This is a genomic window from Cytobacillus sp. S13-E01 (genome assembly GCF_029193815.1).
Classification (GTDB): domain Bacteria; phylum Bacillota; class Bacilli; order Bacillales; family Bacillaceae_L; genus Bacillus_BV.
Map to the genome: position 1 here is coordinate 70,804 of NZ_JARFVC010000008.1, position 14,187 is coordinate 84,990.

At 37.4% G+C, this 14,187-nt stretch carries 14 protein-coding genes; 3 read left to right on the forward strand and 11 right to left on the reverse strand.

The genetic code is table 11. The features are described 5' to 3' along the window. Positions 1-228: 228 nt before the first annotated feature. Positions 229-756, forward strand: coding sequence for a MerR family transcriptional regulator (locus tag PY093_RS07860; RefSeq protein ID WP_275645331.1), 528 nt, complete (start codon positions 229-231; stop codon positions 754-756). 108 nt (positions 757-864) lie between these two features. On the opposite strand, the gene PY093_RS07865 is transcribed toward PY093_RS07860, so the two are convergent. Then, positions 865-1,317, reverse strand: coding sequence for a hypothetical protein (locus PY093_RS07865; protein ID WP_275645332.1), 453 nt, complete (start codon positions 1,315-1,317; stop codon positions 865-867). A 233-nt stretch (positions 1,318-1,550) separates the two neighbouring features. On the opposite strand from PY093_RS07865, the gene PY093_RS07870 reads away from it, so the two are divergent. Beyond that, the gene (locus PY093_RS07870) at positions 1,551-1,976 is read left to right on the forward strand and encodes a VanZ family protein (protein ID WP_275645333.1); all 426 of its coding nucleotides are present in this window, start codon (positions 1,551-1,553) and stop codon (positions 1,974-1,976) included. Between the two features lie 109 nt (positions 1,977-2,085). Here PY093_RS07870 and PY093_RS07875 read toward each other — a convergent pair whose 3' ends face one another. From PY093_RS07875 to PY093_RS07910, 8 genes are all read right to left on the reverse strand, one after another. Beyond that, positions 2,086-2,709 (reverse strand): thymidine kinase, encoded by a 624-nt coding sequence (locus PY093_RS07875; protein ID WP_275645334.1) that lies wholly within the window; start codon positions 2,707-2,709, stop codon positions 2,086-2,088. Between the two features lie 238 nt (positions 2,710-2,947). Then, positions 2,948-3,148, reverse strand: a complete 201-nt coding sequence (gene rpmE, locus PY093_RS07880) for a 50S ribosomal protein L31 (RefSeq protein WP_275645335.1) — start codon at positions 3,146-3,148, stop codon at positions 2,948-2,950. Positions 3,149-3,320: 172 nt separating this feature from the next. Beyond that, complete coding sequence (gene rho / locus PY093_RS07885) at positions 3,321-4,607, reverse strand: transcription termination factor Rho (RefSeq protein ID WP_275645336.1); 1,287 nt, start codon at positions 4,605-4,607, stop codon at positions 3,321-3,323. A 472-nt stretch (positions 4,608-5,079) separates the two neighbouring features. Continuing rightward, a complete protein-coding gene (gene glpX, locus PY093_RS07890; RefSeq protein WP_275645337.1) occupies positions 5,080-6,042 on the reverse strand; it encodes a class II fructose-bisphosphatase in 963 nt (320 codons plus the stop codon). Between the two features lie 220 nt (positions 6,043-6,262). Continuing rightward, on the reverse strand, positions 6,263-7,549 hold the full coding sequence (locus PY093_RS07895) for a UDP-N-acetylglucosamine 1-carboxyvinyltransferase (protein ID WP_275645338.1): 1,287 nt from the start codon (positions 7,547-7,549) through the stop codon (positions 6,263-6,265). 278 nt (positions 7,550-7,827) lie between these two features. Beyond that, on the reverse strand, positions 7,828-8,472 hold the full coding sequence (gene fsa, locus PY093_RS07900; protein ID WP_275645339.1) for a fructose-6-phosphate aldolase: 645 nt from the start codon (positions 8,470-8,472) through the stop codon (positions 7,828-7,830). Positions 8,473-8,681: 209 nt separating this feature from the next. Then, positions 8,682-9,545 (reverse strand): class II fructose-bisphosphate aldolase, encoded by an 864-nt coding sequence (locus PY093_RS07905; RefSeq protein ID WP_275645340.1) that lies wholly within the window; start codon positions 9,543-9,545, stop codon positions 8,682-8,684. A 363-nt stretch (positions 9,546-9,908) separates the two neighbouring features. After that, positions 9,909-10,277, reverse strand: a complete 369-nt coding sequence (locus PY093_RS07910; RefSeq protein ID WP_275645341.1) for a response regulator — start codon at positions 10,275-10,277, stop codon at positions 9,909-9,911. Between the two features lie 192 nt (positions 10,278-10,469). Here PY093_RS07910 and PY093_RS07915 point away from each other — a divergent pair, with 192 nt between their 5' ends. Then, positions 10,470-11,018: a DUF2529 domain-containing protein gene (locus tag PY093_RS07915; RefSeq protein ID WP_275645342.1), complete on the forward strand. Its 549-nt coding sequence runs from the start codon at positions 10,470-10,472 to the stop codon at positions 11,016-11,018. A gap of 287 nt (positions 11,019-11,305) precedes the next feature. Here PY093_RS07915 and PY093_RS07920 read toward each other — a convergent pair whose 3' ends face one another. Continuing rightward, positions 11,306-12,913: a CTP synthase gene (locus PY093_RS07920; RefSeq protein ID WP_275645343.1), complete on the reverse strand. Its 1,608-nt coding sequence runs from the start codon at positions 12,911-12,913 to the stop codon at positions 11,306-11,308. 220 nt (positions 12,914-13,133) lie between these two features. Beyond that, positions 13,134-13,721: a DNA-directed RNA polymerase subunit delta gene (rpoE, locus tag PY093_RS07925; protein WP_275645344.1), complete on the reverse strand. Its 588-nt coding sequence runs from the start codon at positions 13,719-13,721 to the stop codon at positions 13,134-13,136. Positions 13,722-14,187: the final 466 nt, after the last annotated feature.

Below are 14,187 nucleotides of genomic sequence, written 5' to 3' on the forward strand. Positions count from 1 at the left end.
AAGCTATATTTATCATTATTCTCCATAAACAATCGACACCTTATTTAGTTATTTGTAAGAAATCTTCTTTCTTTGCCGAATAAGAACTAGTTTTGTCTAATAGGAAGGATTGGTTAAATAAATGGAGAAACTCTACTTTAACAATTGTTCAAAAAGCTCGGATGGCGTTTTTGTTTCATAATACGTATGCGTTTTGGACGAGCATTGTAAGAATAGGGGAGTGGTTTTATGAATACAACTACACTTGCTAAAACATTAGGTGTTTCTACTAAGACAATTCATAGGTGGATAAAGCATTTTAATCTTACATGCAGAAAAAATGAAAACGGGCATTATATTTTCGATGAAACGAATCTCGAGTTCTTCGCACATATTTGCGAGCAAATGAGGAGTGGGATTCCGGTGAGTGAAATGAACGTGAAAGCACCTAGAAGGGGGATTTTTAAAAGCATGAATACACCAATTGAACAACAACCCACCCAGAAGCAATTTGCCTCTTTACTTGAACGGATTGAGCAAAATGAACGCAAAATTGAGGATAAAGCAAGCGAAGTCGTGTCCTATCAGTTATTGCAACAACGGCGAGAAATTGAAGAGCTTAACGAAAAAATAAAAGCATTAGAGGAGCAGTTTCACAAGCTCCAAACCGAAAAAAATACACGTGAGTTTAAAAAGGATCTTCCTTTACTTCTTGATAATGACTTGCCAAGACAAAATAAAGTAAAGCGCAAAGGGATTATCGGATTATTGTTTTAACAAAAGTGGGGCTCGCCCCACTTTTTATATCGCTTGTCTAGCCCAGGGCGCCCTGCGCTTTTCTTAATTTATTGTAATTATTGCTCCGATTTCCCTGCGCATTTTCATTTAATCTCCATCATGTATCTTCAAATGTATATCATAACGAGGCATCGCTTTAATAAGTGTGCGATGGAGATCTTTTCTTACCACTTTCTTTTCTTTGTCTGAAAATTTTTCCGTTGTATGAACCGTTACCCACGCATCTCGTCCGTTTACAAACACTGACCCTGGTTGAAATTCAGTGTAACGTTGGATCACTTGAACAATTTTTTCTTGATCATCACCAATGTCTGGTCGATCTTCCGTTAAATCAATAAAGTTGGGATTAGTGTTAATGCTATAATCTCTGTTGTCGTCATCCCTTAGGTTTCTTTCATAAAAGCCGTTATTCTCATCATAGTCCATTAATTTAGCACTATTTCGATCTTCAGATTGAGCTTGAAGTTCATTGTTAGGACCCCCGTTACATGCCGATAAAAATAGCACGGCAACCACCACAGGCAGAAATCTTTTTATCAATAAAAACACCTCCTGCCCTTATATTTCCCTCACAGCATTGTTTTATGAAGTCTTGATTTTTTTCCTTACTTTAAAATAAAACTCTAAAAAAGTTGTACAAGCTTCATGAATTTATAAAACAATCTACCTCGTCCGATTATTTCATTTCTGGGTCAAGTTCTTTAGAAGGATTTATTTACAGAAAACATTTTGTTACAATTACACTTCAAACAACTTTAAAGGATGTTTTTATTTTGTTAAAAAGGAATACTGCCTTACTTCTTTTTGGTTCTTACTTGCTTATCTTGCTATACTCGATGTTTTTTGGTTTTTCACGTACACAAAGTCCAATTTACATGTATAATTTTATGCCCTTTAGTACTGTGAAAAATTATATTATTCATTATGAATATTTCCCTTTCTCAACATGGATCATTAATTTAGCCGGCAATATAGGTGTTTTTATTCCGTTTGGAATATTTCTTCCACTATTGTTCCCAATTTTAAGAAATATTTTCCGCTTTATTATTATTTTTATTATCGGTATTACAATGATTGAAAGTATACAATTAGTCAGTAAACGAGGAAGTTTTGACGTAGATGACATTATTTTAAATACAGTTGGCGCTTTGATAGGTTTTATTGTTTATGTGGGTGTAAAAAAGAAAAGCAATGCTTAAAGCATAAATCAAGTCGGCTATGGCAATTGTTTTTTTGTTTTTTTGAAGGTGAAAACGTTTAAATCATTTATTCTAAATACCAAAAAACGCACAACCAACGAGGTGTGCGTTAATAAGTTGAAGTCGTATTTTTTTTAGAGAGGATGTCAGTTATGGGTTTACCAGGTACTTCATGATGATGACGACATCTTGGTTCATAGGATTCAGATGCACCCACAAGGATGATAGGATCATTATAAGAAGCCGGTTTTCCATCAATTAGACGTTGCGTGCGGCTAGCTGGAGACCCACATGAAGTACAAACTGCTTGCAGCTTTGTTACAGATTCCGCGATTGCCATTAAGGCAGGAACCTGTCCAAATGGTTCACCGCGAAAGTCTTGGTCCAATCCTGCTACAATTACACGGTGACCTTGATTAGCTAAAATTTGAACGACGTCTACTATTTCGTCATCAAAAAATTGAATTTCATCAATTGCGACAATATCCGTAGCTACTATAACTTGTTGTAAAATATCAATTGACGCTTGAACTGGTTTAGCAGTAACGGTCGTTCCATTATGTGATACAACACTTTCTTCGCTATATCGATTGTCGATTGCTGGCTTAAATACCTGAACATTTTGTTTCGCAAACTGTGCACGACGTACTCGTCGGATAAGCTCCTCTGATTTACCCGAGAACATACTTCCACAAATTAGTTCGAGCCAGCCACTTTGGTTCATTATATACATGAAACGGCCTCCCCTTCCTCGGCTTCATTTTCGAGTTTGACCGCATTACGCGTTAGCTAGGCAATAAAACTTTGATTAAACTCTTATACTTACCATATATTAAAAAATTCAGCTTACAAAGTAAGCCTAATTAAAAGTTTTAAAATTGTATGATATAAGGATAATGACTAAGTAAGATCACTTTTTAGCAAAAAAAAGCAGGCAAGATAGTGAAGAACTTGCCTGTTTTTTAAACGGTTTACTTAATACCGTATTTTTTGTTGAATTTATCTACACGTCCACCTGCATCAGCAAACTTCTGACGGCCAGTATAGAATGGGTGACACTCAGAACAAACCTCAACCTTTACTTCGTTCATTACTGAACCAGTTTCGAATTCGTTACCACAAGCACATTTCACCTGAACCTTTTTATAGTTAGGATGAATTCCTGTTTTCATTCTTCTCATCTCCTTCCGCCCTGAATCATCTGAAACAGAGTTATGTTCTAGATTATACTCGGCGATTACTCGCTTTTCAATCTTAGAATCACATATGAAAAAATTATAACAAGGGTTGGGTTGTTTTGCAACTTAATCCTTGTATTGCTAAATGTTAACTTTTAGGAAATCGTTAAACTTTTCTTGTCGCAGTAGGCGTCGGCGTTTTCTTTTCGACTGTTAACAGCTCAAAGAATTCTGCATTTGTTTTAGTTTGCTTCAGTTTACGAATAAGTTTATCTGCAAAATCAGGAGTATCTGACATTGTTTTGCGAATTGCCCAAAGTTTGTCAAGATGTTCCTTAGGTACAAGTAGCTCTTCTTTTCTAGTTCCAGACCTGCGAACATCGATTGCAGGGAAAATACGTCTTTCCGCGAGTGCACGGTCTAGATGCAATTCTAAGTTTCCTGTTCCCTTAAACTCTTCATAAATAACATCGTCCATTCTTGAACCGGTATCAACAAGGGCAGTAGCTAAAATTGTTAAACTTCCGCCTTCTTCAATGTTTCTTGCAGCTCCGAAGAATCGTTTTGGACGGTGGAATGCTGCTGGATCGATACCTCCTGAGAGTGTACGACCACTTGGTGGAATCACTAGGTTATAGGCACGGGCAAGACGAGTAATACTGTCCATTAAAATAATAACGTCTTTCTTGTGCTCTACTAGGCGCATTGCTCGCTCAAGCACAAGCTCGGCCACTTTTATATGGTTTTCAGGCACTTCGTCAAATGTCGAGCTAACTACATCACCTGCAACAGAACGTTCAATATCTGTTACTTCCTCTGGACGCTCATCGATTAATAATACGATTAGTTCAGCTTCTGGATTATTTGTTGTAATACTGTTCGCAACTTCCTTTAAGAGCATCGTTTTACCTGCTTTTGGCGGTGCAACAATTAATCCACGTTGCCCAAAGCCTACAGGTGCAATTAAATCCATTATTCTCGTTGATAATTGATTAGGTGTAGTTTCAAGGATGATTTGTCGATCTGGATACAATGGAGTTAAGCCTGGAAAATGTACACGTTCCTTAGCCGATTCAGGATCATCACCATTTACTGCTTCAACATGAAGCAATCCATAATAGCGCTCGTTTTCTTTTGGTGGACGAACCTTTCCTGAAACCTTATCTCCATTTCGTAGGTCAAAACGACGAATTTGCGATGCTGAGATATAAATATCCTCAGAGCTAGGGGAATAGTTAATTGGTCTTAGAAAGCCAAAGCCTTCTGATTGAATAATTTCCAAAACACCTTCCATAAACAATAGTCCATCTTGCTCTGCACGTGCTTTAAGAATTGCAAATATCAGTTCTTTTTTTGATAATTTACTGTAATATGAAACCTTAAATTCGCGTGCAAGCTCATAGAGTTCCTTGAGCTTCATGTTTTCTAAACTTGAAATTGTAAAAATACTCATTACGACACCACTCTTTATCTTATATAATATTTTTTTAAAATGCATTACTAAACAAGGCACTTTTCTTTTCAAAGGTTCTAAGAAGCAACAATATTTACAAAAAACACCAACTAATAAACAGTAAAAAGTTGCTGGCGACAAATTGTCAACCAACATCCCCCCATATATGATTACTAACAGTTTAGTGAGAATTGATATGGATGGAACAAAAGAAGATAGTGAAGGTTTACTAGAAGTACGAGCTATTAAACTTAATGGCACAATTTTAGAACGCTTAACATTGTAGAAGCAATACTTTATTGTACCCTCTTTCTCTATTTTTAATCAACCCTTTTTTTAAAAGATAAGAAAGTATAAAAGTTTGTACCTAGTTTTAGTGTCTAGCGCAGGGCGCGCCCCTGCGTTTGTAGATAGATTACTAACGGCATTAGCAACCATCAGAAGGATAGTCTAACTGATGGTTGCTAATACTTTAGCGTATAACTAAATTAGGTTTTTTCTTTAAGCTATGGCGACCATCAATAAATCTCACTGTCCCTGATTTTGCACGCATTACGATTGAGTGAGTTGTTCCGATTGAGCCTTTAAATTGCACTCCACGTAAAAGCTCACCATCGGTTACCCCAGTCGCTGCAAAAATCGCATCATCGCCTTTTACTAGATCTTCCATTAGAAGGATTTTGTTTACATCTAAGCCCATTCTAATACAACGCTCAAGTTCTTCATCATTTTGAGGGATTAATTTACCTTGTATTTCACCGCCTAAGCATTTAAGCGCAACTGCCGCTAACACCCCTTCAGGTGCTCCGCCTGATCCAAATAAAATATCTACTCCAGTATGATCAAATGCTGTATTGATAGCACCAGCTACATCACCATCATTAATCAACTTTATACGCGCGCCTGCTTCGCGAAGTTGAGCGACGATATGATCATGTCTTGAGCGATTTAATACCGTTGCAACAACATCTTCAATGTCTTTATTTTTTGCTTTTGCGACCGCTCTTAAATTATCTATAATAGGAGCATTAATATCAATTAAGCCTACTGCTTCAGGACCAACAGCTATTTTATCCATATACATATCTGGCGCATGGAGAAGGTTTCCATGGTCTGCAACAGCAAGAACAGCTAAAGCATTCCAGCCTCCAGAAGCAACAATATTTGTTCCTTCTAGTGGATCTACTGCTACATCAACACGAGGACCATAGCCTGTCCCTAATTTTTCACCAATGTAAAGCATAGGTGCTTCATCCATTTCCCCTTCACCTATAACTACCGTCCCTTTCATCGGTACAGTATCAAATACATCTCTCATTGCAGAAGTTGCTGCTTCATCAGCCTCATCCTTTAAGCCTCGTCCCATCCAACGCGCTGATGCGAGTGCTGCACCCTCTGTGACACGGACCAATTCCATTGATAAGCTTCTTTCCATTATGTATTTCCTCCCCCATGTAAACGATTACTAGTATCTATTCTACCTTAAAACTCCCACTTACTCGAGAAGTGGGAGCTTTTTTTCTATACTCGGTAGTAAAACCACCATTTTTTTGTTTCTAACCCTGGGCGCCTTGCACTTTTCTTAAAAGATAAGAAAGTATAAAAGTTTGTACCTAGTGTTAGTGTCTAGCTACGGACGCCCTGCGCTTTTCTTATTATGAATTCTGTAACTGCTCTATTTCTTCTTTTGTCATTTTTTCACGCCAAATCGTTGCCCCGAGTCCTGTAAGCTTTTCTACAAGATTACTATAGCCCCGGTCGATATGCTCTAGGCCTGTAACTTCAGTGACACCTTCTGCCATCAAACCAGCTACAATAAGAGCGGCACCTGCACGAAGATCACTTGCTTTTACTTTTGCACCTTGTAATTGAACAGGACCGGTTACAATGGCCGAACGACCCTCAACCTTAATTTGAGCATTCATTCTACGTAACTCATCAATATGCTTAAATCTAGCCCCATAAATCGTATCTGTTACAACACCAGTACCATTTGCTTTTGTTAAAAATGAAGTAAACGGCTGTTGGAGGTCTGTTGGAAAACCAGGATAGACGAGGGTCTTAATATCTACCGCTTTTAGCTTTTTTGTACCCCTTATTAAAATTTGATCATCGTTTGTTTCAACAGTAATACCCATCTCTCTAAACTTAGCGATTAGAGATTCTAGGTGAAGAGGAATCACATTATCAATTACAACATTTTCTCCCATCGCTGCACCAATAATCATGTATGTTCCAGCTTCTATTCTGTCAGGAATAATCGTGTGTTGACAGCCTGTTAATTTATCAACACCATCGATCCGGATAACATCTGTACCTGCTCCTTTAATTTTAGCGCCCATACTTGATAAAAGTGTTGCCACATCTATAATTTCTGGTTCTTTAGCAGCATTTTCAATAATAGTCTGACCCTTTGCACGTACAGCAGCAAGCATGATATTGATTGTTGCTCCAACACTTACAACATCTAAGTATATTCTTGCCCCACGTAACTCATCAGCCCGTAGGTAAATAGCTCCCTGCTCATTGGTTACCCTTGCGCCTAGTGCCTCAAAACCTTTTATGTGCTGATCTATTGGCCGAGGTCCTAAGTGGCAACCACCTGGCAAGCCAATTACAGCTTTTTTAAATCTACCTAACATAGCTCCCATTAAATAATAGGACGCTCTAAGTTTTTTAACTTTACCATTTGGTAGTGGCATGGAAACAATATTACTAGGGTCGACAATTATTTCATTTTCCTTCAAAGAAACCGTTCCTCCGATTTCCTCAAGTAAATCACTTAACATTTGAACATCCGAAATATCAGGCAAACCTTCAATTTTGACTGGAGATTCTGCTAAAATTGTTGCTGGAATAAGAGCTACAGCACTATTTTTCGCACCACTTATTCTAACAGTTCCATTTAAAGGGTATCCGCCTGCAATTTTTAATTTTTCCATATTAGTCTCCCTTCTAGCGAAGATGACTGGTGAATCAGGTTCTTAATCTGCATGCGACTAGCTTTATAAAAAATTATCACCTGTAAGACCCCGGGTAAGTATTACGTTTAATCGTAATACTTTTACACTTCACTTAAAAGTTGGAATATTATACCATAACTGAAAATCATAGCTGTACAAGTATTAATTCCTAGTTTACACGAAAAAGTGAAAATCATGTATGGAAATGAAAAAAAAATCATTTTTGTCCTTTAGTCCTATATACTTTTTCAAAAAGACTATTTTTGACGATTATTCCAGTCTTCTAAAAATTTCTCAATGCCTTGATCGGTTAATGGGTGATTAAATAGTTGTAAGATTACTTTGTAAGGCACCGTTGCGATATGGGCACCACGCATTGCAGCTTCTGTAATATGGAGAGGATGTCTAATGGATGCAGCTATTATTTCAGTATCTATTCCATGGACGTCAAAAATCTCTGAAATTGTTGATATTAGGTCTAAGCCATTGTGGCCGATATCGTCTAACCTACCCAAAAACGGTGATACATACGACGCACCTGCCCTAGCGGCTAAAAGAGCTTGATTAGCTGTGAAAATGAGGGTTACATTGGTTTTTATACCTTTTTCTTTAAAGATTTTGACAGCCTTTAGTCCATCTGGTGTCATTGGTACTTTAATCGTAATATTTGGGGCGATTTTTGCTAATTCTTCACCTTCTGTAATCATTTCCTGCCATTTTGTTGCAATAACTTCAGCACTTACAGAACCGGATACTACCTCAGTAATTTCTTTTAAGCGATCTTCAAATGAGATATTTTCTTTTGCTACTAGACTTGGATTTGTAGTTACACCAGCTAATACTCCTAAGGAATGCACTTCCTTTATTTCATTAAGGTTTGCAGTATCGATGAAAAATTTCATATCTTTTCCCTCCATAATGTAGTTTAATGGCGAATATTGACGTTTTACTCATTAAAACCTAAGAAAAACCGCCGTTGTTAGTTTACTGCATTCATGCAAATGCGAATAAACTATGCACTATGTGCAGGTGGCGGTTTTTCCTTTAGAATGAATCCCTTTATAGAAACAGACGTATCACGCCTAAAAAAGTTTCAGGGGCCCCTATAAGCTTATGCCTTTTGAGAAGAACCAAATTCACGCATTTTCCCTTTTACTGTTTCTTTAATAGCATCACGAGCAGGTCCTAAGTATTTACGTGGATCATACTCATTTGGTTTTTCAGCTAATACTTCACGAACAACCTTAGCTGATGAGATTTGATTTTCGGTATTCACATTAATTTTTGCAGTACCTAGAGAAACTGCTTTTTGAATATCTTTTGTCGGAATTCCAGTACCACCATGTAGAACAAGTGGAACACCTGTTAATTCCATAACTTCTTTCATTCGATCAAATCCAAGGTTTGGTTCACCTTTATATGGTCCGTGTACGGATCCTAAAGCAGGTGCAAAGCAATCTACTCCTGTTTCACGAACTAATTGATCACACTCAGCAGGAATAGCATAAGCAGCATTAGCATCATCAACAATTAAGTCATCCTCTTGGCCACCGATACGACCAAGTTCTGCTTCTACTGATACACCGTGAATATGTGCAAGCTCAACAACTTTCTTAGTGATTGCAATATTCTCTTCAAGGGGGTGGTGTGAACCATCTATCATAACTGAAGTGAATCCAGCATGTATAGCTTGGGCACACTTTTCAAAGCTTGAACCATGATCTAAGTGAATTGCTACTGGCACTGTAATTTTATAATCATCCATAAGTGCTTTAACGATTGCAACAACTGTCTTAAATCCACCCATATAACGTGCTGCACCTTCTGATACACCAAGAATAACTGGCGAGTTTTCCTCTTGTGCAGCTTGTAAAATGGCTTGTGTAAACTCAAGGTTATTTAAGTTAAATTGACCAACTGCATATCTTTCTGATTTCGCTTTGTTTAGCATCTCTTTCATTGAAACTAAAGGCATATTATAAATCCTCCTTATGTACATATAGTGACTACTATTCTAAAAGCTCCTAGTTCATAGGATTGCCATATAAAATAAATGATATGTATTTATGACAAAGAGCAATTTGCCATCAACTTAAGCCATTTCTTTAGTTTTTAAATTTTCAGAAAAAACCTAAGTTAAAATAAGACTATGTTATATGTCAATCTACCTAAAATGTCGCTAAATCTTTTAGAATAGCTGATTACAGTACATAGCATACCAACTAAATTTCAATACCGCAACAGTCTACCCTTATGCTTTTATTATCTATAACGACCTTATGCAAATGTAAGCATTTACAAATCGCTATTAACTTTTTCCGACATTTAAACACCACTCTTATGAGCTTACTTTTACATGTTTTTTAACAGCTTCACGAATCTCATCAATATCAAAAGGTTTCGCAAAGTGGGTAATTGCACCTAAATCTTTTGCTTCTTGAATCATGTCCAATTCACCATAAGCAGTCATGATAATGACACGAATGTCCTTATCAATGGCTTTTAATCGTTTCAGAATTTCTATCCCGTCCATCCCTGGAATTTTCATGTCAAGTAACACTAAGTCAGGTGAATGCTTTTCAACTATATCAATTGCTTGATATCCATTTGCAGCTTGAAACGTTGCATATCCTTCTTTTTGAAAAACTTCATTCAATAAAATACGAATTCCGTACTGATCATCAACAATTAATATTTTCTCTGACATCTGTTACACCTCTAATTTAGATTGGATTTGCTATCTTCGGAGTTTTCTTTAACTACCTATATTCTACTTTCTTGTATCTTTATCCTTCTTTCTACAAAAAGAGGTTATCGACAAATTTCACCCAAATTCGATTTTCCGATATAATCGTATAATATAGCTAGTTATTTAGGAAATAAAAGGAGTAGATATTACATGATGAAGATCTTTACAACTCAGTTGCAAGGATTATTAACTAAGATAACAGAGCAAGAGCAGCAAAATATTGAGGATGGTGCCAGGCTGCTTGCTCAGGCTGTGATTGGTGAAGGGACTATATATGTCCATGGGATAATGGAAATGGAAGCTATTACACTTGAGGCTACAATTGGAGAAGAGCCCATACATTCGGCCGCACGTCTAATAGATGATACTAATATAATGGCAGATCTAATAGGTGTTGATCGCGTACTACTTATTTCTCGTTTTTCGACAGATGCAGAGGTAATTAGCCTAGCAAATTCACTGGTCGCTAGAGGCACACAGGTAGTCGGAATTTCAGCTATAAACAAATCTAATGAAGCCACTTCTTTAGAACAGATTGTAGATATACATATTGATAGTAAATTATTAAAACCGCTTATTCCTGATGACGATGGGAGTCGCTATGGTTTTCCTTCCATCATGACTGCTCTATTTGCCTATTATGGCTTAGCCTTTTCAATAAAAGAAATGGTAAAAGAATATTTGGAAGATGAATATTAAAATAAGATATCGTATACAACCAAGAAGCCTAATGCGACTGTGCATTAGGCTTCTTTTTGTTTAAAGGTAAGTAAGTATAAAATTTTTACCTAGTTTTGGTGTCTAGCTCCAGGCGCCATCGGCCCTGAGGTCATAAGCCAATCCGTCCGGAAGGTAAAGAAGAACAACCTTCCAGCCGGCTTGTCTTATGCTTGAATTGCACAGGATGTGCTGTTGTCGACGTTCGCCACAGGACGTGGCGGGTTTTAGTAGACTTTCCTCGAAGCGGGCGCCCTGCGCTTTTCTTGTTAAATTTGTTCAGCTTGTACAAGGGAGGCACGAATGAACTCACGGAACAAGGCTTGAGGTCTTGTTGGACGAGACCTAAACTCCGGATGGAATTGTGATGCCACAAACCATGGATGATCCTTTAACTCGATTATTTCAACAAGTCTTCCGTCTGGACTTGTCCCAGAGAAGATAAAGCCTTTTGCTTCCATCGCTTGACGGTAGTAGTTGTTGAACTCATAGCGGTGACGATGGCGCTCATACACTACTTCATCCTGGTATGCTTCATACGCTTTTGTTCCTTCTGTTAGCTTACAAGGGAACAACCCAAGACGGAGCGTTCCACCTAGATCCTCAACATCCTTTTGTTCAGGAAGAAGGTCAATGATTGGATTCGTTGTTTCTGGGTTAATTTCAGCAGAATGAGCATCTTTCAAACCAAGAACGTTACGAGCAAATTCTACAGATGCAAGCTGCATTCCTAGGCAAATACCTAATAGAGGAGTTTTACTTTCACGAGCAAACTGCATAGTTGCAATCTTGCCTTCGATTCCGCGGTCACCAAAGCCACCCGGCACTAAAATTCCATCAACATCTGCTAATAGTTCTGAAGCATTTTTAGCTGAGATTTCCTCTGAATTAATCCACTTAATAGCAACATCAGAATCAAAGGCATAGCCAGCATGGCGTAAAGCTTCAACAACTGAAATATAGGCATCTTGTAATTCAACATATTTACCTACAAGTGCGATTCTTGTTTTCTTAGATAAATGCGTTACCTTTTCTACCAGCTCTTTCCACTCAGTCATATCAGCATCTTTACATGTTAGCTTTAAGTGTTCACATGTAATTTGATCAAGATGTTGGTCTTGTAATGCTAGTGGAATGCTATAAAGTGTATCTGCATCACGTGATTCTATAACTGCTTTTGTATCGATATCACAGAAAAGCGCAATTTTATCTTTCATATCTTGGGAAACTGGCTGTTCTGTACGTACAACAATTACATTGGGCTGAATTCCTAAGCTGCGTAATTCTTTTACACTATGTTGTGTTGGCTTGGTTTTCATTTCTCCCGCTGCTTTAATATACGGAATAAGTGTGCAGTGAATATACATGATATTGTCACGGCCGATGTCACTTTTGATTTGGCGAATCGCTTCTAGATATGGTAGTGACTCGATATCACCAACAGTACCACCAATTTCTGTAATAACAACATCTGCGTTTGTTTCACGTCCTGCTCGGAATACTCGTTCTTTTATTTCATTTGTAATATGTGGAATGACTTGAACTGTACCACCCAAATAGTCTCCACGTCGTTCCTTTTTCAAAACAGTAGAATATATTTTCCCTGTTGTTACGTTACTATATTTATTTAGGTTGATATCAATGAAACGCTCATAATGCCCTAGATCTAGGTCTGTTTCTGCACCATCATCCGTTACAAAAACCTCACCATGCTGGTACGGACTCATTGTACCTGGGTCGACGTTAATATAAGGGTCAAATTTTTGAATCGTGACATTTAACCCTCGATTTTTTAATAAACGACCTAAGGAAGCAGCTACAATACCTTTTCCTAAAGACGAAACCACACCGCCAGTTACAAAAATATATTTTGTCATCGTTTTTCCCCCTTGAAATTCCTATGTATTATTTAGAGTTTGCTCAAAATGATCTAAAAACATTTATTTTGGATGAATGTATAAAAGTACTAACAAACAAAAAAAGCTCCACTTACACAGTTAAGGTAAGGGGAGCGGTTCATTTATAGTCATAAAATAATTCTATTTAAAGAGCCCAAAAAGTATTCTACATAGTTCGATTTAAAAAGTCAAGTTGCTTTTAGTTTTCTTCTTCATCTTCATCTATGTCTACATCATCAACCTCTAAGTCGTCATCTTCGTCTAAATCTTCATCTAGATCCTCGTCTAAATCTTCATCTAGATCAGCTACTTCTAAATCATCCTCAAGCAAATCATCATCATCATCGTCATCGTCGTCATCATCGTCATCTATACTATCTGAATCATCATCAAGATCATCAATATCATCAAACTCTAAGTCATCTTCATCAAGTTCATCAAAATCAACTAAGTCTAAATCTTCTTCGTCAACTTTCTTCTTACCTTTTTTCTTTTTAGGCTTAGCTACAACAGGAACCTCTTCATCAATTTGCTCATATGGATACCAACTTCTTAAACCCCAACGGTTTTCTCCAAGAGAAATAAAGCGACCGTCAAAATTTAAGTCAGTGTAAAATTGTGCGATTCTTTCTTGTAATTCTTTGTTAGACATGCCTAGTTTTTTCACTACTTGATCTACTAAATCTTTAAATGCAATCGCCTCTTTTTTAGTATGAAAAATTACTGTAGCAAGCTCAAGCATTGACATTTCTTTTATTTGTTCTGGTGAGTATTGCTCTAAATTCATGTAAGCACTCCCTTTCTATGGTACATAGCGAATATATAAGTACAACATTATGTAGTAACTGCGGATGTATATGAGCATGTCCATTGGGTTTTCACAATTGGAACATAATCCCTCTAAAATACATACCATTCATTATAAACAAAATCAACCAGTTTATGCTAGGTTATTATAAGTAAAGTTTAAAAAAAAGCAAAAAACAAGTTACATTGTTAGTGAGCAACTCATAAATGGACTATAACTTAAATATAACATTTTCACAAGGTAAGAAAAGCGGAGGGCGCCCGCTTACCGGCGCGTCGATTAAAACCCGCCACGTCCTGTTTCGATCATCGACATCAACCACCCTGTGCAAGTCAAACATAAGACGAGCCCTAACTGAAGGCGTTTTTTGCCTTCGGGAAGGGATTGGTTTACGACCTCAGGTCCGATAGCGCCTGGAGCTAGACACTAAGACTAGGTACAATTT